Source organism: Peribacillus sp. NPDC097224, from assembly GCF_044761985.1.
GTDB lineage: Bacteria > Bacillota > Bacilli > Bacillales > DSM-1321 > Peribacillus.
The window spans coordinates 438,935-459,064 of the sequence record NZ_JBIWDK010000003.1 but is presented as its reverse complement, the minus strand read 5'-3'; the positions used below and the strand labels follow the sequence as shown (position 1 = coordinate 459,064).

The following is a 20,130-nucleotide window of genomic DNA, read 5'->3' as shown; positions in this document are numbered from 1 at the left end:
ATAAATTTTAAACATCAAGCTTAATAGCCACGTGCTAAGATGCACGTGGCTATTATTTTATACGTAAAATACTACCTTAATCATTTACGCAAATCCATTTACTGTCCAATAGGTGGCTTTCTATAACCTCAATCCCATTAGAAGAGCCCCACTACCCTATCAAGTATCCCAGTAACATCAAGGAACACGATGATAATAACCAGAGGAATGATGAACCTCATGATAAAGAACCATATATTGAATGCTTGGGCGCCTAAGCGAGAATGCTGTAATAGTTCCTCTCTCAACGTGCTTTTCTTGATTTTATATGATACGAAGATCGAGATTAATAGCACGCCTAGTGGCATTAATATGTTGCTGACTAAATAATCGGCTGAATCAAACAAGTTTTTCGAGAAGATTAAGATATCGGAAAAAGTACTATAGGATAAGGCAGAGGGAATGCCTACTGCAAAGATTAAGATTCCAATGATATAGGCATACTTTGTTCTCTTCTCCTCTTTTCCCTTAACGATGGCTGCCACGATGATTTCCAACATGGAAAAGGCCGAAGTTAATGTGGCAAATAAGAATAACGCCAAGAAGCCCAATAAGAAAACTTCTCCAAATACGATTTGGTCAAACACCGCAGGCAATACAACGAACAGTAAACCCGGCCCTTCAGCTGGCTCTAATCCTAGTGAAAATACAGCTGGGAAAATGGCCAATCCTGCTAATAAGGCAATCAATAAATTCATCGCGACGATGGATATGGCTGGTTGGATTAAGCTTTCCTTTTTTGAAAGGTATGAACTATAAGTCACCATGACCGACACTCCAACACTTAAGGAGAAGAAAGCCTGGCCCATCGCAAACAGGACACTTTGAGAAGTCATGCTAGAAAAATCAGGTGCTAGAAAGAATTTGACACCTTCCAGAGCGTTATCTAATGTAAGTGAGCGAATGATCAAAACAATAAAAAGCAGAAATAAAGCAGGCATCAATATTTTACTCACTTTTTCGATCCCATTTTGAATTCCTTTCGCTACAACCAAAACGGTAAAGGCTAGGAAGATAAATTGAGCTGCAAGGACCAACAACGGATTGCCGATTGTCCCGTTAAAGACAGAGCCATAATCTGCACCCTCACTAATTATTCCACCAAACAGACCTTTGCCGAAATAGATGACAATCCATCCACCAATTACGCTATAGAAAGATAGTAGAAGAAAACAGGTGAATACCCCTAATCTTCCAATCCAATGCCAGTTGCTGTTGGGAGCTAAACTACGATATGCACTGATGGCTTCCTTTTGTGTGCTCCTGCCTATGATAAATTCCGCCAATAATAAGGGAAAACCCATAAACAAAGAAAATAAAATAAAAAGAAGAAAGAATGCCCCTCCCCCACTCATCCCAGTAACATATGGGAGCTTCCATATGGCACCTACCCCTATCGCTGATCCTGCTGCGGATAAAATAAAACCAATCTTCGATGACCATTGCTCTGTTGTTTGCATGCTAACCCTTCCTTATCCCTTTTTATTATGGTTCCCTAAAAACAAATCAAAGACAAAAAAGCCACGTCTCTATCTGTAACGATAGGGACGTGGCTTCACGCGGTACCACCCTAATTGGAAACAATACTTGTTTCCCACTTGTTAAAAATAACGGTTTAACCCGTTTTATACCACTTTCTCTTTTGCAGTATAAAAAAAGCTCCAAGAATGAAATTCACCTAGTCTTTGTATCAGTTTTCACCAACCACTGATTCTCTATATAACAGGGAGACCGGCTTAATGGGTTTCTTTTCGTCGCTCGCTCGATATGTTAATTAACAAGATTATAGTACGATAACTCTTATAGGTCAATCATTATTTAAATATTTAGACTATACAAGAGGGATTCTTCTCACATCTCATTCCCATCATCATCGCGGCGAAGATCTATTATTACAGCATAATTATATGACTTTTGGATGAATGAATTACTTCGAATAAAATAGTAAAGTTCTTCATAATCTACATGAATATAAGGATTCTTTCCATTAATGGCCCCTTTGGAATATCTTGGACACATTTTTTATCGTGAAATATGTTATACTATTAGTAAAGAGGGTGCATAAATTGAAAAGTAATAAATACAATAGTGGCGAAACCGTAACGATCCTTGAAACTGATGAATTAGTTACAATTAGTAAATGGGCATATGTGAAAAACATGAAAAGATATTCTTATACAGTCAAAGAACATCCAACAACATTCTTCTTTGAAGAAGAACTGGAGAAAGCATAAGCTTTCACTTTTTTTGTATGCAATGATTTCCTTACTCTTCAACGGAGTAAGGTTTTTTTTATGTATAAACGACGACGACAAAGAACAGACTCCCCTAGGGGAGTCTGTTCATATAGGTTACGATTTAGTTTTAAAATTAAGCTTTTTGAACGTTAGCTGCTTGAGCTCCACGAGCACCTTGCTCAACGTCAAAAGTTACTTTTTGACCTTCGTCTAAAGATTTGAAACCTTCGCTTTGGATAGCTGAGAAATGTACGAATACGTCGTCTCCGTTTTCACGTTCGATAAATCCAAAACCTTTTTCTGCATTAAACCATTTAACTGTACCTTGTTCCATTTTTGTTGCCTCCTAGTGCATAACACACATTGTATTACTATTTTTGATTTTTCAAGAAGATACTAATACCTTTTTTCATTACCAAAAACAATTCTTTATTAGAATAACACGAAACGATAAAAATAGCAACTACGCTGCAGAGAAATTAAATTTGTTATTTCATAAAAGGCCACTAGCAAATAATTATGAAGAGATTGCCCGCTCTTTTGATTTTCATAATTTTTCCAATTATATGATTTAGATTTTTAATTAGGGGTATATCAGAGTATAAGAAACCGTTCTTTTACTTTCGTACAGATTAAACAACATAGGAGGTTTATTAATGAAATATTATAAGGTCTCGAATAGAGGATTCGATAGTAAGGTCATTGCCGCCAGTAGCGATTATGAAGCGCTTGGCTTTTATTTAATGGAGATCGATGATCAACTTGGTTTTGTTGATGATATAGATATAGAAGAAGTCGATGCTGAAGAAAAAGTTGAGGTTTCCTATATTGGATACCCTGTTTATAAGACGATTGAACAAATCTATCAAGAGAATGAGTTCTGGGAGGTGCCTAATATAGTAGTGGAAGTCGAGTGAATTTGAAATGCCCACCTTTTCACGAGGGGGCATTTCATAAATATTGAATGAACGTCTCAAAACAGTTGGGTCAAATAGTACTTTGTTATGGCCAAGTATTCACGGATATATGATTTCACTAAAGCGATTCGCGGCGTCTTTGCAGGAACCCCTGTCACTTTCAATCCTTCTCTTTCAGCCATTTTCACGGCTCGATAAAGATGAAAATCATTCGACACAATCAATCCAATCGATGAAGGATCCGGAATGAACTCTTTCGAGAAAGCAATATTTTCACTGGTTGATGTAGATTCGTCCTCCATGATGATTCTTCCTTCTTCAATTCCCTGGTTGATAAGCCCTTGTTTCATTGCCTCAGCTTCTGAAATGTCTTCTCCAGGACCTCTGCCACCAGAGACGATGGCCACCGTACTTCCATTCAATTTTAAATAGTCTGCTGCCCTATCAATCCGGTATTGTAATGATAAAGATGGAACATTCCCTTTTACTCTTGCTCCTAAAACGATAAGGTATCCCGCATCTTCAGGGATTGGCTGATGGCTGCTTTCCATGATCTTCATATGTAAGATTCCAAAGTATACGAGCAGCACGACCATACCCATACCGCCAAGCTTTAACCACGTTTTCATAGTACCGCTCCGTTTCTTTTTCGCTTACCATTTTCCCTTTTTGTTCCAAACTGCATTACAAAAGTGGAGCAATCAATGAAATTATTAATCTGACAAAAAGGTGAAATTAAAAGTGTAATAGAAGTTTTAAGCTTCCCCCATCATGTCTTCGTAAATCCACTTTCCTATTAGACTAATGACTTGACGGCTTTCTTCCTCGGTTTTCATGTTCTCAGTCAGGACTGCCGCGTAGACGGTTTGTTTGTCTGAACGGATGATCGCACAATCATGGGCGACACCACGAATCCCCCCCGTTTTACTTGCCACTTTCACACCCTTACCCATTTGTGACGGAAGCTTATCCCTTAACTGTTGATTATCCATTATACGCAATATTTTTTCCTGGTTCTCTTTCTTTAAAAAGTCTCCAGTATATATCGCCTTTAGACAGGTAATGGTATCCGCTGCGGAAATGGTATTATCCCGGCCTTCTTTCAATGCTTTAAAATCCTGCATTTTCCGTTGAAGAATAGTCTGTTTAAGTCCAAGATCCTTTATACACTGATTAATTTCATCTTGGCCAAGCAAGGTCATCATCATATTGGTGGACGTGTTATCGGACACTGTAATCATCAATGACAAAAGATCTTCAACCGTTAAAAAGACTTTATTCGACAGAACATGCAGAACCCCTGATCCACCCGTCACTTCTTCAGGCGGGATCGTCACCGGCTGATTCAAATAAATCTTCTTTTCTTCGCTCTGACGATATCCTTCAATAATCATCGGAATTTTAATCAAACTGGCTGATTGGAAAGATTCATCCTCATGATATGCGATGGATTCCCCATCACTATTTTCAATTTTATAAGCAATGCGTCCATCAAATGATCCCACTGCATCCAAAATCTTGTGTTCAATGGTTTGTAAAGACATGGTTAACCCTTCCCTTCTAACGATTCATTAATTATGTAACACCTTACTAATTCTACCATGTAAAAACATCACTATCTTCTATATATGCTTTATTGATTTATTTTCAAGATAGAATGTAAAAAGGCATTAAAATTCCCAAACAAAAAAGAGCATTCGATGAGAAAGCTCCTTTTCAGGTACATTCATTTCAGGTACATTATAATCTTATCTTGCTTTCATCGGTCTTCCTTTCACTATTGGAAACCGCTTCTTTTCGGTGGTGTCTACCTGGGTGATTTCCCCATCATGCACGGTTATGATAACTGACCCATATTGCAGTTCTTCCAAGCTGGAAATGATATGTTTGATTTTTAACTCCTCTTTTTTTTCCATAGTGGCCCCCTTGAATAATGTTTATGAAGAAAACCCATGATAAAGGAACGATCTACCTCTAACGCTTTCTGTACTAGCGGTCAAATCATTCCATCCTTCTCTTCTTTTCCAAAAGATAAAGGCACCTTTTATCTATTATTAGATGGAAAGGTGCCTTTAGTTGACTAATCGGCATTATGAGAGTTGCTTGTCATTATGGCTGGTAATCGAACATACTAAGGAAAAGACGATGGCTTAATACACGCTAAACTATACTTTATTATCCTTACCTATAAACTTGGTATTATTACTATAATCCGTCTTTCATTATTTGTCAATGACGTTTTATAATATTCCGACTAATTCGTATATTTTATTCTGCCTATTTAGCACTTTACCAAACTAAACTATTTACGATATACTATTTTAAAATAAGTTTTTCGTTGAACATTACAATCATTGTCCTATAGAAAGGTTCGATTATAAATATGAAAAATAATAAATGGGGATTGCTGATCCTAACCACATTTGTAGTTGGTAATATGGTGGGCGGCGGTATCTTCATGCTTCCCGCCCAATTGGCGCAAGTATCCAGTCCGTTGGGAGCCACGATGGCGTGGGTTGTCACGGGCTTGGGAGTATTTTTAATAGCACTCGTTTTCGGTAACTTGGCTGTGAGAAAACCAGATTTGAAAGCCGGACCACAAAGTTATGCACAATCATTATTTAAATCACCTGTAAAAGGCAGATTTGCTGGATATAGCATGGCCTGGGGTTATTGGGCGGCTAACTGGGCGGCAACGGCCTCCGTCATCATATCATTCGCAGGTTATTTATCGACGTTTTTCCCAGTCATGCACAGTACGAAAGTGCTCTATACAGCAGGATCATTTGACCTTGAACTTGGTAAGGCACTAACATTTGGTGTTTGTAGCTTGGCACTTTGGGGCATACACTTCATTTTAGTCAGAAGTTTTAATGGTGCTGGTAAACTTAACCTTGTGGCAACAGTCACAAAAGTGATTGGCTTCTTATTTTTCATCATCGTTACTATTTTCATCTTTGATTCTTCTAACCTGGGAGACGGCGCTAAATTTTATAACGAAGAGGGTACATCATTTTCCTTAGGTTCCCAAATTAACAATGCAGCGATTTCTACCTTATGGGCATTCATCGGCATCGAGGCAGCTGTTATGCTTTCAAACCGTGCGAAATCACAGAATGATGTCAAAAAGGCGACGATCATTGGCTTGCTTATCGCTGTTGCCATTTATATAGGGATTACCATCTTGACGATGGGTGCTTTATCGCAAGAGGAATTGAGGGCATCTCAGAAACCACTAGTCGATGCATTACAGACTGTGGCCGGTTCCAGCGGCACATATCTTATGGGAGCACTAGCTGTCATTTGCTTATTAGGTTCAACGATAGGTTGGGTCGTCGTTGCATCGGAAGTCCCTTATCAAGCAGCGAAATCGGATATATTCCCAGCTTACTTTGCAAAGGCAAATAAAAATGGAACGCCGGTACGCTCCATGACGATAACGAATTTAATGACGCAGCTGTTCTTGTTTTCCACTATTTCAGGAACCATCTTAGTCGCATACAAATTTTCCATGATCGTTGCAACTCTTGCTTATTTGGTCCCTTATCTCGTATCAACTTTGTATCAATTAAAGTTAGTTTTGACTGGAGAAACGTACGATATCATGAAGGGATCCAGGAATCGCGACGGCATCATCACCTTCCTGGCATTGATATACTCCATATGGGTCATCAAGACAGGCACAGCCGACATGGAAACGTTCATGTTAGGTATCTATTTATATGTTCTAGGCTTTGTTCTATACCCGCTTTGGATGCGGAAGAGAGCTTAACAGAAAACGCCCTGGCATTAATTAATATGCCAGGGCGTTTTCTATATTTCATCCAGAATTATTTTTGTATCCAGATGTATGGATTCTCCTGGTTGCAACTCCTGCAAACCCGTTACTTCCACTGGTAATTTCAGATTGGGGGCATTCGTGATCCATGTGTAAGGCTCGGGACACAAGAACCCGTCCTCATTGAACACTACCCAATATTTAAAACGGCGATCCGCTTGATAACGCACTTGTATACCAGCTTTCGGATCGGTTAAAATAGCTTCATTTGTTCGGTTTTTTTCCTCATCATAGCTAAAAATGTCATCATATTCCCGTCCCTCTCCTATTATCCTCCTTTGAATTTCATCCTTATTTGGCAACGTGGTGTATCTTCCAGTCGGCAATGACCTTCCATTCAGCTCCCACTGTTTATTTACGGGCAAGGAAATCTCGCAATCCGAATAGTCATTTCTTGATATAAACGGAAAATTGAAGATCGTATGATACCCTGCACCCCACGGAAATGACTCGCGACCGATATTGTGAATGTTCATTTGGATATCCAGTCTCTCTTCCTTTACTATATACGTCATGATCACTTTGAACTCATGAGGAAAATGCGGATACATGGAAGGAAAATCACTGCTCATAAATTCCGTAACGATTACGACTCCCTCCTTGCCTGCCTCTCTTTTTAGGACCTTCCAAGGCTTATCATGCAAAAAACCATGAATGTGATTATGTTTCTCCCATTCATTTACCGGAAATGTATAGGTTGTTTCCTTATATGTAAAGGTCCCATCTTCTATGCGGTTAGGTGGGAACAGGATTGGCATGCCGTATAGGATCGGCACTTTTTTGTAGTCATCCAACGACTTTGGAGTCCTCAATATATCTACATCTTTTTTCTTGGATTTTAGCGATAGTAGATTACTTCCCAAAGATGGAACGATCATTGCTTCAATGATTTCATTGCCAAAGATTATAGCCTCTTCATTTAAAAACATCTGGTCTTTTATATAGGATTCCATCTTCTTTCCTCCTCTTAGATTCCATATACTTACACTCATCCTACTAGTCTAGTACCCTTTTGACAACTGGCGCTCACCACTTTTCCATAATCTGATTCTTTCCAATATAACTTGGCCTCTAAAATAGATAAAAAAAGGATGCTCCCCTAGGAACATCCTTTTTTTGCTTAGTTATTGCTTTCGCTTATTAAGGCGACTATGCCTTCTTCGTCATCCAAGACAAGCTCAATGCCTGAATATGGGTCGATATTTAAGTATTCATCCAGCCATAATCGAAGCGCTTCGATCAAGTTGATCGTGATCAATACTTGCTTCCTGCCATCAACGAACGTTTCAGCTGAGAAGCCATAATCATCATCATACATCAATTCAACTTCCACTTCATTGGGCTCGACCTGCTTTTTACGAGCAATGTATACACATACTGCATTAATGATATCTTGTTCGGAAATTCTTAGCCTCTCCATGGGTTTGAATCCTCTTTTTTCTTCTTATCTTGGAAGTAAACGAAAATCTTGCGGATAATGACCACGATGGCAACGATCGCAATAACGTTGACTAATAGTCCAAGAATGGAACCAAGAGCTCCCATATTGGCAAATAGGCTACCAAAAAGTAAACCTGCAAGCCCTCCAAGCATGATTCCTTTCATTAAGCCGCCCTTAGTAAATGAGTTGCCGCTTTTTGTATCGGTTTTCGCTTTGTTTGTATTTGCATCGGATTTATTCGTTTGTTTATTTTGGAAATTCGAGTTGTTATTCGTATTGTTATTCGAGTTATTATTGTTGAAACTTCTTTTCCCGGATTTATAACCCCTTGCATCGGCGGATTGTGAATGGTCTTGGAATACATACGCACCAACTGGCGAGAAAGCTAATGTGATAGTTAGTAAAGCAGCCATAATTTTTTTCATCATGTGTTTTTTGCCTCCATTTTTTAGTAGTAGGAATGTTGTTTCATTAAATGTCAGTAAGTTTACAAGTTAAATCCACATCACCTATCCTTATTTCATCTTAATAGTATTTACGATATTAATCAAAATAAGTTTCACTTTTTTTATTTTTATCCGTAATTTTTATAAAAAAATGGGCAGGGTGATCATCACCCTGCCCATTAAGACACTATTATTTCACCCGAACTACACGGCCATTGAATTTGCTTGCCCAATATCCGCTGCTCATGTTAGCAACAGCCACTCCTGTCGAACTTTGAGAGCCAATGAACTTGCCTCCTCCAACGTAAATACCAACGTGTCCATCAGTTTTATACGTGTTGAAGAATACTAAATCTCCCGGTTGCATCTGGCTTTTTGAAACTTGCTTTCCTGCACCTGTCAAGGCACCAGTGCTTGGTGGTAGATTAACACCTGCTTGTTTGTAAGCCCATGCAACAAATGCTGAACAATCGAATCGGCCGTTTGCAATATCGGATGCTGTTCTTCCGCCACCGAAAACATATGTTGAATTACCGATGTATTTATAACCTGCTGTGATTGCAGACCCTACGTTAGCTGTACTTGGCGCTACTGTAGTCTTGCTTTCACTCTTTGGAGTTGTTGAAACATTACTTTTTGGTGAACTTTTTGATGAACTTGATGAAGATTCATTTTTAGAAGAACTAGTAGAAGGCGCTACATTGCTATCTACATGATCATCTACATGGTTAGTAGAAGATTTCTGAACCTCTTCCGCCACACGGTTTAGTTCGGCCTTTTCAGCCGCTTTACGTTCTTCTTCTTTTTTAATGTTTTCACGAATCGTTGCTAATTTGCCCGCTAAATCTGCATCTTCATTTTGTAGTGCCTTTTTAAGAGCTTCTGTTTCAGACTGTTTCTTTTCAAGTTTAGATTTCATTTTTACACTAGCTGCTTTTTGTTCCTTAATTTGAGATTTCATACCTTTTAGGTCAACTTGCATCTCTTTAAGGCTTTGTAATTTCTTCTCTACTTCTTCATGTTTTGCTTCTAGCTCAGCTTTATCCGCTTCTTGCTGAGTAAGAATCTCCTGATCTGCTTCAACGATAGCCGCAACTGCTCCTACACGGTCAACAAGATCACGGAAACTAGTAGATCCTAAAACTACTTCAAGGTAATTAACGTCACCGCCGCTCTCTTGGAAAGAAAGGGCACGCTCCTTTAGGATTTCTTCGCGTTTTGCAATTCTTTCCTCTAAAGCAGTAATTTCTTTTTTCAATGAATCAATATCTTTTTCCGTTTCAGTTACTTCTATATTGGTTTTCTTGATTTTTTTATCGTTTTCTTCCATTGCATTAACGATTTCTTTAATCCGGGAATCCATTTTCGCTTGCTCTTTCTGTAAGTCCTGAATGACTTTTTCAGCATCTGAAATATCGGATTGAATTCCGGCACGTTGTGATTGAATATCTGAAACAGATTCCGCATTGACCATCGGTGCGGCAAAAATGCTTCCTAAACCGAGCATAATAGTGGTATTTAATACGATTAACTTTTTCTTCAAACTCATTTCCCCTACTTTCTTCCCTAGCAATTCAATTGACCCACTTCTTTCTATCTAAGAAAATAGCAATCAAATTGAACCACAGGAATCTCTTCTCTATTTTTTAAAAGCATTATGTACTTTTCTAGGATTGATTTCATATTACATAAAATACAGAATTTCTTTGAGCTCATTACCTAATACGTAGTATATCACCGCTTTTTGTCAAATACGTAATAGCAATATTACATTTATATTTCATTTTTAACATTAAACATATTTTTTCGACATTCAGACGAGATATATAGACCAATATTTGACAAGTTCCTTCTAGTAAAACGACAAACTCCCACATGATAATCTATCCAATTATTAGTATAGAAGAACCACAACTTATGATAGTCAATAGGTTTGGTGTTGTCAAAAAAAGGCACTTATTACTTTTTAAAAAGAATATGGCCCGAAACCTTGATTCGGTTCCGGACCATATTTTTTACATTTTTTCTCTTTCATAAAGGGAGTTCTTATTAGTATGATTCCCTTACATTTTTCAGATTCCGGCCATATAGTCAACAAAAACTTTCAACTCTTTTGGACGAACAAACACAATATCTCCCTTTTTTAAAGAAAGCTGATTAAATTGGTCTTTTGTAAGTTCGATTTCGAGCGGTTCCTGAATGTCCTGACGAATCACTTCAATACGGACAATCGGTCCGATTGCATGAATATGATCGATGACGGATTCAATAGAATCGACATTGGATGGTCCTTTTTCGATAATGAAGTTATGAGATCTTACATATCCTGTGCTATCTCCGTCCTCACTATCCGGTACGTGAATTTCCACATTCCCGGTTGCAAGCTTTCCTTGATGGACCTTTCCCTTGAATAGGTTAACACTGCCGAGAAAGTCATAAACAAATGGATTCTTTGGATGTTCGTATACTTCATCTGGTGTTCCAATCTGTTCGATTTTCCCCTCATTCATGATGACGACCCGATCGGCGACATCCATCGCTTCTTCCTGATCATGTGTTACAAAGACACTCGTGACATTGAACTCGTCATGCAGCTTTCTTAACCAACGCCTAAGTTCTTTACGGACTTTGGCGTCCAGTGCCCCAAATGGTTCATCGAGCAACAAAATATTTGGCTCTACGGCCAGTGCCCTGGCTAAAGCCACGCGCTGACGCTGGCCCCCGGATAATTGAGAGGGATAGCGATCTTTATATCCTTCCAGTTTAACCAGTTGGAGCAGTTCCGTAACTTTTTCTTCAATTGCTTTTTTGCTAGGTCTTGTTTTTCTGGGCCGTACCTTTAAACCGTATGCAACATTATCAAAAATGGTCATGTTTCGGAAAAGGGCATAATGCTGGAAGACAAAACCGACGTTCCTATCCTTCACGTGCTTGTTTGTGTAATCCTCTTCATTAAATAATATATGTCCGTTTTCTGACTGTTCAAGACCAGCTATGATGCGGAGCAACGAAGTTTTCCCCGAACCCGAGGGACCCAGTAACGCAACAAGCTCCCCACTTTTTATTTCTAGATTGATATCTTGTAGGGCCTGAAACGACCCATAATATTTTGTAACGTTTTCGATGATGATGCTCATTGTACATCCCCCTACCTAGCTTTTGTAGATTTCAGGTCCGTTTTCCATTCTATTAGACTCTTTAAAACCAACGTTATAATTGCAAAAATGGACATTAACGATGCCACGGCGAATGCCGCTGAAAATTGATATTCATTGTATAGGATTTCAATATGAAGTGGCATCGTGTTCGTCATGCCGCGTATATGGCCTGATACAACCGATACGGCTCCAAATTCCCCGATCGTCCTCGCATTGCACAAAATGATTCCGTATAATAAGCCCCATTTAATATTGGGCAACGTTACATACCAAAAAGTCTTGAACCCGCCAGCACCAAGGGTAAGGGAGGCTTCTTCTTCAGAGGTTCCCTGGCTTTGCATAAGTGGAATCAATTCCCGTGCTATAAAAGGGAAGGTAATGAATAGGGAAGCAATGACAATGCCCGGTATGGAAAATATCACTTTTATATCGTACGCCTGCAAAAATGGACCAAGCGCTCCATTCAGACCAAATAATAGGACGAATATCAAACCGGCAATGACCGGTGACACGGAAAATGGAAGATCGATCAACGTAACTAAAAAGTTCTTCCCTTTAAATTCATATTTTGTAATCGTCCATGCCGCCACTACCCCGAATATGGCATTCAAAGGTAAAGTGATCAGGACAACGATCAACGTTAATTTAATGGCAGCCAAAGAATCTGGGTGAGCAATCGCCGCAACATACGCTTCCGCTCCCTTTTCAAAGGCTTTTACAAAGATAGCAATCAACGGAACGACCAAAAAAAGCGTCAAGAATAGCAATACAATGGAAATAAGGGTCCATTGGATAAGTTTTGGCTCCTTCGTAGCGTTTCTTGTTAAGATGACTGGTTTATTTGGCTCTGTAGCCACAGGATGATGATTGGCCAACACGGTCCCCTCCTATTTTGCGGAATATCTTCTACTAGTCCACCATTGCAAGATATTAATGGTGAGCAAAATCAGAAATGTAATGACAAGCATAACCGTCGCCACGGCGGTTGCCCCTTGGTAATCATACTGTTCAAGCTTCGTCATGATGATAAGAGGGGAAATTTCTGTCTTAAAAGGCATATTGCCGGCAATGAACACGACGGATCCGTATTCGCCAAGTGCCCTCGCAAATGATAGGGCAAACCCCGTCAAGATTGCGGGAATCAATTCAGGAAAAATAATTTTAATAAATGTCTGCATTCGGTTTGCCCCTAGTGAAGCAGATGCTTCTTCCATCCCCTTTTCTATATTTTCAAGCACGGGTTGAACCATTCGTACAACGAAGGGAAGACCAATAAAAATGAGGGCAATGATAATCCCGATAGGGGTAAAGGCAATCTTGAATCCAAAAAACTGTCCAATCCACCCGTTCGGTGAGTATAAAGTGGTTAACGTAATGCCGGCAACTGCCGTTGGAAGGGCAAAAGGCAAGTCGACCAGGCCATCGATGATCCGTTTCCCTGGAAACTCATAACGTGTCAGAACCCAGGCAATTAAAACGCCAAAAACTGCGTTCACAAATGCCGCAGTTAAAGCCGTCAGAAAACTTAATCTATAGGAGGCAACAACTCTTGGTTCAGTGATGGTCTCCCAAAAATCCTTCATTCCCATTGAAAATGTATTTAAAAAAACCATGGATAGGGGAATCAAGACGATGATGGATAAATACAGTAATGTCAATCCCATCGCCAACCCAAAACCAGGTATCGTCCTTTTTCTCTTGCGCTTGACTTCAGTCACAATATTCATGGTATCTCCCCAGCTCTTTCTACTTAATTAGTGAAGGAGAAGAAGAATCAAACATTCCTCTTCCCCTCTACACTTATTTTGGTTGATATATTTCGTCGAATGTACCACCATCATTGAAATGGGTCTTCTGGGCTTCATTCCAGCCGCCGAACTTCTCATCAACCGTTACCATGTCAATGTCGGCAAACTGTTCTTTATGGTTTGCCAGAACCTTTTCATCCCTTGGTCGATAGAAGTTCTTAGCCGCAATTTCTTGCCCCTCATCCGTATACAAATACTCTAGATATGCTTCCGCCACTTCCTTCGTTCCCTTTTTCTCAACCACTTTGTCGACTACCGCCACTGGAGGTTCGGCTAAAATACTTATGGAAGGATTGACGATTTCATATTTATCATCGCCGAATTCCTCAAGCGTTAAATACGCTTCGTTTTCCCAAGCAATTAGTACGTCACCGATTTCTCTTTCCACAAATGTAGTCGTGGCACCCCTAGCACCGGAGTCCAACACTTCCACATTTTGATAAAGTTTTTTCATGAACTCTTTTACTTTCGCTTCATCATCATTGAACTTCTTCTCGGCAAATGCCCATGCGGCCAAATAATTCCACCTTGCCCCCCCGCTTGTTTTTGGGTTTGGAGTAATGACGGAAACATCCTTTTTGATTAAGTCATCCCAATCTTTGATGCCTTTCGGATTATCCTTTTTTACTAGGAATACAATGGTTGACGTGTAAGGTGTTGAATTTTCCGGCAGGCGCGTTTGCCAATCTTTTTCCAAAAGTTTACTGGCTTCATTGATGGCATCGATGTCATAAGCCAATGCAAGCGTCACGACATCCGCTTCCAATCCGTCAATGACCGCTCTTCCTTGCTTACCAGAGCCTCCGTGCGATTGCTGAATCGTAACATCTTGACCTGATTCTTCCTTCCAATGTTTCGCGAATGCTTTATTATATTCTTGGTACAACTCACGGGTCGGGTCATAGGACACGTTCAGTAATTCTACGGATTTAGGCTTTCCTTCTTTTCCTTCAGTCTTTTCGGAACTACAACCAGCTAGCACCCCAAATGCTAAAACCAAACTTGAAAACGCCAATAACCTTTTCATAATCTTTCCCCCTGTTTTTAACTTTCTTTAAACAAAATAGGCATACTACTTCCTCATTTAAAGTTAGGAAATAGTATGCCTTCAGTTTTCTGATCAGCAAATATTCTGTTTTCTTTTTTACGTATCCCTACCTTAAAGCAAAGTATCCCAAGTTGTCAACTGTGTTTTTTGTCTTCCAGACCGTTTTAAGCATTCCCGTTAAGAATGCTCCCTTCCAAAAGCCCTATACTATTACGTTTAGCACCGCTTCAACTTTTTATAATATTCTGATTAAATTTCATTTTCAATCTAAATCACACGAGTTAAATAAAAAAGGAAAGAGCCCACATCACCTAAGTGATTGGGCCCCTTCCTTAAACATTTTGAGTTGTTTTATAGAGTCCATGATCTACAATATACTGATAACAAACATCTGGCAGTAAATATCTTGGCTCTCCGCCCATGCTGAACTCGTCTCTTATATATGTTGAACTGATTTCCATGGAAAGACCTTTATCAATTAGGTGAAATGTATTGCCATTATCATAATTTCTCAGTAAAGGGCTTTTGGAGATGACCTTGAGCATATCTATTCCTTCTCGGGCCATGATAATGAATTTATGATTCGCAATCAATTTTTCTCTGAATTTCCAGCGAAGATGCACCGGTAATTCCTGATTATCCATATCTTGAAGCAAATCGGCCCCCATGATGAAATATACCTCATCCTTCGGATACTGCGCTTTAAAGTACTCCATCGTATACCATGTATACTGTTTGCTGATTCCTGCTCGTTCATATATTTCATAATCACTCACTTCAAATAACGGATTTTCCTTGATGGCGAGACTTAGCATATTCCAGCGGTGCTCATTGCTTGTTTTCATCTGTTTATCAATCCGATTATTGGCACATGGTAAAAAAATGACTTTATCAAGCTTGGCTCGATGCGCAATGGTCGATGCCGTCCATAAGTGTACATTCGTAATAGGATCGAAGGAAGATCCATAAATACCGATTTTGCTCATCCTTATCTCTCCTCACCTAATCCTTTCGTTTCAACACCGCTCTGACCGGACTGCCATCCCCCTTCTCCAAAGCGAGTGGCAGTGCGGCCAAATCATACAGACCCGGTTCTACGCCTTGAAGAACAAGGCCTTCAAGAATGTGAATCCCGCAACTTGCCAGGGCATGGTGAGCAGGTAATTCTTTACTGTCGAGATAATCGACGGAAGGCAAATCCAATCCGAGCAATTTCACCCCTTTTTCAGCTAAGAAGGAGGCTAAGCCCGGTTCGATTGCCGGAATTGCATCAGGGAATTGGCTGAGGTCCTTCCACTTCCCCGTTGCCAGCAATAATCTCTCGATCCCATTCAATTCGATGTCAACTAAAGCTTCTATCCCAATACTTCTATCAACATCGACCTGGACGACAAGTGCTTCCCCGATATATAAATCCAAGTCCAGCTCCAGGATTTTCTTTCCTTCTTCATCAAAATGAAAAGGTGCGTCAATATGTGTACCTAAATGTGTGCTCATGCGAATTTCGCCAACATTTACGGAAGATCCCTTGGCTATCTCAGCATTCAAGCGATAGGAATATGGTGTATCTCCTGGCCAATATGGCGTATTTTCTTTAAGCGGCTGAGAAATATCTTTCCATTTATGCATCGTTACCTCTCCAATCATTCTGTTCACAATTTTGTCCGAAGTGTCCAGAGTTCGGGGAAAAATGGCTGATTCACTACCTTCTTTAAATAGTTCACGCCAGTAGAACCTCCAGTTCCCATTCTCTGTCCTATAATCCGCTCCACCGTGCTCATATGATTGAATCTCCAGAACTGCTGTTGACTGCCGATATCCACCAGTTTTTCAGCCAATTCATATAGATCCCAATATTGATGTACATCCCTGTACACCGCGAGCCAGGCTTTCTCGACACTCTCGTTTTCCACATAAGGTTCTGACCAATCTCTGTTCAACATCGATTCTTCAATAGAAAACCCCCTCGCGGCCAAGGCTCCAATTGCCGCATCGTAAATACTGGGCTTATTCAACTCGGACACCAGGGATTCATAAAGGTCAGGCTGATGACGAAACACGGCCAAGATTGGCTTGTTTTTTTGTCCCATTGCACTTTCAATCATTCGGTTTTGAAAGGATTGGAAGCCCGATGAGTTTCCGAGTTTATCCCGGAACTCCATATAGTCGGATGGGGTCAAGGTCGAGAGCACATTCCATGACTGAACGAGCTGCTGTTGAATTCTCGAAATCCGTGATAGCATCTTGAAGGAAGGTTCCAATCTTCCTTCCGTGATATGCTCCGTAGCCGCAGTCAATTCATGAAGAATCAATTTCATCCATAACTCGCTGGTTTGATGGATAACGATAAACAGCATTTCGTCATGATGACCGGAAAGCAACCTCTGACTCGATAATACTTGGTCCAAATTCAGATAGTCACCGTAGGACATCTCTTTTTCAAAATTCGTTACCATTCCTTCTTCCAAGCGACTTTCTTCGATTGATTCCTTATCCATGCATGCGTCACTCCCTTTATCTTCTTTTTACTCTCATCATCAACATGTATGTGAGCCATAGAAAGATCAACCAAGGAATACCGAACTGCAAAACGATTTTAAAGGGTTCGGTAAACCAGGTTGTTACCGTTAAGGCCAATAGAAAAACCGCTCCAAGTATCGTTAAATAAGGATAACCGTACATTTTGACAGGTAATTTCCGCCCCCCTGTTCTTTCCCAGTTTCGCCTGAAAAACAGATGGGAGATGAACACCATGAACCAAGTGAAAATGGCCCCGAACATCGATATCCCCATCATGAATGCATAAGATGTATCGGGAAGAATGACCTTTATCCCCGCAGCCAGAAAAATACCCAATGTGGAGATGAGCAAGGCGCGGACCGGTACTCCTTTTCGACTCACTTTCTTAAAGAAAGGCGGTGCCTGCCTTTGTTCGGATAGTGAAAAGATCATTCTTGTGGAAGCATACAGCTGACTATTCATTGCTGATAAAGCTGCCGTCAAAATGATAAAATTCATGATTCCGGAGGCTCCCGGGATATTTAATATTTCCATGACCTTCACGAATGGGCTCACTTCAACGCCCGCTTCCTGCCATGGAACGATCATCAACATGATGCCGATTGTCAGTACGTAAAAAGTCGACAGCCTGAAAACGGTTGCCTTCAAGGCTCGTGGTACAGCGATATCAGGATCTTTGGCTTCTCCTGCAGTCACTGCAATCATTTCTGTCCCTAAAAAGCTGAAGAGAGAAATGAAAACAGCCACCCATAATCCCCAAAAACCAAAAGGCATGAACCCCCCTGCATTCACATAGTTCTCCATCCCCATTCCCGAGGCTGGTTCGGCACCAATCAAAACATAAGCTCCCAGTAAGATGAAAATGACGATGGCGCTGACTTTAATCAAGGAAAATACATATTCAAAATTCCCGAAAGTATTGACACTGGTTGCATTTACATAGATGAGTAAGGCGGCAAAAAGAAAAATCCACACACTCCCTGGTACATCAGGAAACCAGTATTTCATATAAACAGCGATTGCACTGACTTCGACCCCAATGGCAAGGACATTGGCTATCCAGTAGGAATATCGGACAAGAAAGCCTGCAAGTGGACTGATGTACTTCTCGGCAATCGTCCCAAAGGATCCGGAAGTTGGATAAGCGACCGTTATTTCCGCCAAGCATCCCATTAATAACAAAACAACGAACGCACCGACAGCATAGCTAATCAATACGCTTGGACCGGCTATCGATATCGCTAGACCGCTCCCTAAAAACAAGCCGGTCCCAATCGCACATCCCATTGCGATCATCGTGATTTGATTGGTTGATAACTCTCTTTTCAATTTATTATTTTCCATGTTTCTTTTCCAAACTAGGCAATGATTCCCCGTATATTTTCATAACTCTCATATAACTTCCCTTGCATGATTTTTTTTAGTGCCTGGACCGTTTCCCATACTTCCTGATAGGAGGTATAGAGGGAGACAGGTGCAAGCCGGATCATATCCGGTTCGCGGTAATCCGGAATGACGCCCTCATTCTTCAACGCTTTACATATCCGTGCTGCTTCTCGGTGCTCAAGGATAATATGAGCCCCCCTTCGAAAATCATCTCGAGGGTTCCCGAATGAAAACCCATACTCCATAAGTTCAGAGTCAATCAAGTCCATAAAATATTGTGTCAAAAGCAAAGATTTTGTACGAATCTGTTCGATACCCACTTCGGCAAACATTTCAAGCGAACCGACTAGTGGAGCCATACTTAATATATGTGGCGTTCCGATCTGAAAGGCCCCTGCTGAATCAGACTTGGAGAATGAGTGTTTCATGTCGAACTGTTCATCCTTTTTTGACCCGAACCATCCAGTCAACCCTGGCCTTTTATCGAAATGTTTTCGATTGACATATAAGCCTGCAACACTTCCCGGTCCTCCATTCAAATGTTTATAATTACACCAAAATGCAAAGTCGACCTCCCACTCGTCAAATTGGTGTGGAACAGCACCCACTGAATGACACCCATCAAACCCAATGATGATTCCTCTAGTGTGCGCTTCCTTTGTTAATCGTTTCATATCCAGAATCTGTCCGCTGCGGTACAAAACCGTTGGCAACACGACCAAGGCTACTTCCTCTGACATCGCGGCAATGATATCGTCTTCCATAAGAAGTTTACCATCACGGCTTTTCACCTGCACTAAATGTGTTTCCGGATCAAGCCCGTGTAGCAAAAGCTGGCTTTGAAGCGCATAAATATCACTCGGAAACGTCAGCTCATCGGCCAATATCTTGTTCCGTCCTTCCTTCGGTTCAAAGAAAGTTGCCACCAGCTGATGAAGGTTCCCTGTCGTCGAGCCACTCATAATTACTTCATCACCTGACGCCCCCACCAAAGGGGCACTCAACTCTCCCAATCTCTCAGAGAAATAAAACCAAGGGTTATCACCTTCCGTCCATCCCTCGATTCCATATCTCTTCCAGTCTTCCAATGAATTCAAAAGACTTTTTTCCGCCCGCTTCGATAATAGTCCCAATGAATTTCCGTCCATATAGATGGTCCCGGGAGTCAAGTAAAATTCCTTCCGATAAATGGCTAAGGCATCACATTGGTCCAATTTTCCTGCAAACTCTTTCGTTGGCTGAAAATGATATGTATCCATTTTTATTTTCCTCCGTTTCTTCCATGCTGGTTT

The 20,130-nt window shown here is 40.5% G+C and carries 21 protein-coding genes and 1 other annotated feature; of the genes, 3 read left to right on the top strand and 18 right to left on the bottom strand.

What is annotated here, in order from left to right; translation table 11 throughout:
• Positions 1-137: 137 nt before the first annotated feature.
• Entirely contained in the window at positions 138-1,499 is a 1,362-nt protein-coding gene (locus ACIQXR_RS08940) for a sodium-dependent transporter (protein WP_402867885.1), read from the bottom strand.
• A gap of 80 nt (positions 1,500-1,579) precedes the next feature.
• Positions 1,580-1,803, bottom strand: a binding site (T-box leader).
• 293 nt (positions 1,804-2,096) lie between these two features.
• Between ACIQXR_RS08940 and ACIQXR_RS08935 the strand changes: the two genes are divergently transcribed.
• Entirely contained in the window at positions 2,097-2,273 is a 177-nt protein-coding gene (locus ACIQXR_RS08935) for a hypothetical protein (protein ID WP_402868582.1), read from the top strand.
• Positions 2,274-2,409: 136 nt separating this feature from the next.
• Here the strand turns inward: ACIQXR_RS08935 and cspC are convergent, their stop codons facing one another.
• Positions 2,410-2,610 carry a cold shock protein CspC gene (gene cspC / locus ACIQXR_RS08930; RefSeq protein WP_010331195.1) on the bottom strand — a complete coding sequence of 67 codons (201 nt, stop codon included), beginning with the start codon at positions 2,608-2,610 and terminating at the stop codon, positions 2,410-2,412.
• A gap of 322 nt (positions 2,611-2,932) precedes the next feature.
• Between cspC and ACIQXR_RS08925 the strand changes: the two genes are divergently transcribed.
• Positions 2,933-3,193 (top strand): hypothetical protein, encoded by a 261-nt coding sequence (locus ACIQXR_RS08925; RefSeq protein ID WP_402867884.1) that lies wholly within the window; start codon positions 2,933-2,935, stop codon positions 3,191-3,193.
• 56 nt (positions 3,194-3,249) lie between these two features.
• On the opposite strand, the gene ACIQXR_RS08920 is transcribed toward ACIQXR_RS08925, so the two are convergent.
• From ACIQXR_RS08920 to ACIQXR_RS08910, 3 genes are all read right to left on the bottom strand, one after another.
• Positions 3,250-3,822: a YdcF family protein gene (locus ACIQXR_RS08920; protein ID WP_402867883.1), complete on the bottom strand. Its 573-nt coding sequence runs from the start codon at positions 3,820-3,822 to the stop codon at positions 3,250-3,252.
• Between the two features lie 126 nt (positions 3,823-3,948).
• The gene (locus tag ACIQXR_RS08915) at positions 3,949-4,737 is read right to left on the bottom strand and encodes a serine hydrolase (RefSeq protein ID WP_402867882.1); all 789 of its coding nucleotides are present in this window, start codon (positions 4,735-4,737) and stop codon (positions 3,949-3,951) included.
• A 204-nt stretch (positions 4,738-4,941) separates the two neighbouring features.
• Positions 4,942-5,109: a DUF2292 domain-containing protein gene (locus ACIQXR_RS08910; RefSeq protein ID WP_402867881.1), complete on the bottom strand. Its 168-nt coding sequence runs from the start codon at positions 5,107-5,109 to the stop codon at positions 4,942-4,944.
• 467 nt (positions 5,110-5,576) lie between these two features.
• Between ACIQXR_RS08910 and ACIQXR_RS08905 the strand changes: the two genes are divergently transcribed.
• On the top strand, positions 5,577-6,965 hold the full coding sequence (locus tag ACIQXR_RS08905) for an amino acid permease (RefSeq protein WP_402867880.1): 1,389 nt from the start codon (positions 5,577-5,579) through the stop codon (positions 6,963-6,965).
• Positions 6,966-7,006: 41 nt separating this feature from the next.
• Here the strand turns inward: ACIQXR_RS08905 and ACIQXR_RS08900 are convergent, their stop codons facing one another.
• The 13 genes from ACIQXR_RS08900 to kynU form a co-directional block, all read right to left on the bottom strand.
• Entirely contained in the window at positions 7,007-7,984 is a 978-nt protein-coding gene (locus tag ACIQXR_RS08900) for an aldose 1-epimerase (RefSeq protein WP_402867879.1), read from the bottom strand.
• Positions 7,985-8,151: 167 nt separating this feature from the next.
• Positions 8,152-8,451 carry a YxcD family protein gene (locus ACIQXR_RS08895; protein WP_402867878.1) on the bottom strand — a complete coding sequence of 100 codons (300 nt, stop codon included), beginning with the start codon at positions 8,449-8,451 and terminating at the stop codon, positions 8,152-8,154.
• Positions 8,439-8,897, bottom strand: coding sequence for a hypothetical protein (locus ACIQXR_RS08890; RefSeq protein ID WP_402868551.1), 459 nt, complete (start codon positions 8,895-8,897; stop codon positions 8,439-8,441). The genes ACIQXR_RS08895 and ACIQXR_RS08890 overlap by 13 nt, the downstream gene beginning before the upstream one ends.
• A 211-nt stretch (positions 8,898-9,108) precedes the next feature.
• The gene (locus tag ACIQXR_RS08885) at positions 9,109-10,467 is read right to left on the bottom strand and encodes a C40 family peptidase (protein WP_402868549.1); all 1,359 of its coding nucleotides are present in this window, start codon (positions 10,465-10,467) and stop codon (positions 9,109-9,111) included.
• A 523-nt stretch (positions 10,468-10,990) separates the two neighbouring features.
• Positions 10,991-12,055, bottom strand: coding sequence for a sulfate/molybdate ABC transporter ATP-binding protein (locus ACIQXR_RS08880; protein WP_402867877.1), 1,065 nt, complete (start codon positions 12,053-12,055; stop codon positions 10,991-10,993).
• 11 nt (positions 12,056-12,066) lie between these two features.
• Positions 12,067-12,906, bottom strand: coding sequence for a sulfate ABC transporter permease subunit CysW (gene cysW / locus ACIQXR_RS08875; protein WP_402868547.1), 840 nt, complete (start codon positions 12,904-12,906; stop codon positions 12,067-12,069).
• A 57-nt stretch (positions 12,907-12,963) separates the two neighbouring features.
• On the bottom strand, positions 12,964-13,803 hold the full coding sequence (gene cysT, locus ACIQXR_RS08870) for a sulfate ABC transporter permease subunit CysT (RefSeq protein WP_402867876.1): 840 nt from the start codon (positions 13,801-13,803) through the stop codon (positions 12,964-12,966).
• A gap of 73 nt (positions 13,804-13,876) precedes the next feature.
• Entirely contained in the window at positions 13,877-14,911 is a 1,035-nt protein-coding gene (locus tag ACIQXR_RS08865) for a sulfate ABC transporter substrate-binding protein (RefSeq protein ID WP_402867875.1), read from the bottom strand.
• Between the two features lie 353 nt (positions 14,912-15,264).
• Complete coding sequence (gene nadD / locus ACIQXR_RS08860) at positions 15,265-15,918, bottom strand: nicotinate (nicotinamide) nucleotide adenylyltransferase (protein ID WP_402867874.1); 654 nt, start codon at positions 15,916-15,918, stop codon at positions 15,265-15,267.
• A gap of 16 nt (positions 15,919-15,934) precedes the next feature.
• Positions 15,935-16,561, bottom strand: coding sequence for an arylformamidase (gene kynB / locus ACIQXR_RS08855; protein WP_402867873.1), 627 nt, complete (start codon positions 16,559-16,561; stop codon positions 15,935-15,937).
• A 23-nt stretch (positions 16,562-16,584) separates the two neighbouring features.
• The gene (kynA, locus tag ACIQXR_RS08850) at positions 16,585-17,430 is read right to left on the bottom strand and encodes a tryptophan 2,3-dioxygenase (protein WP_402867872.1); all 846 of its coding nucleotides are present in this window, start codon (positions 17,428-17,430) and stop codon (positions 16,585-16,587) included.
• 16 nt (positions 17,431-17,446) lie between these two features.
• Positions 17,447-18,796 carry an amino acid permease gene (locus tag ACIQXR_RS08845; protein WP_402867871.1) on the bottom strand — a complete coding sequence of 450 codons (1,350 nt, stop codon included), beginning with the start codon at positions 18,794-18,796 and terminating at the stop codon, positions 17,447-17,449.
• A 14-nt stretch (positions 18,797-18,810) separates the two neighbouring features.
• Entirely contained in the window at positions 18,811-20,097 is a 1,287-nt protein-coding gene (gene kynU / locus ACIQXR_RS08840) for a kynureninase (RefSeq protein WP_402867870.1), read from the bottom strand.
• Positions 20,098-20,130: the final 33 nt, after the last annotated feature.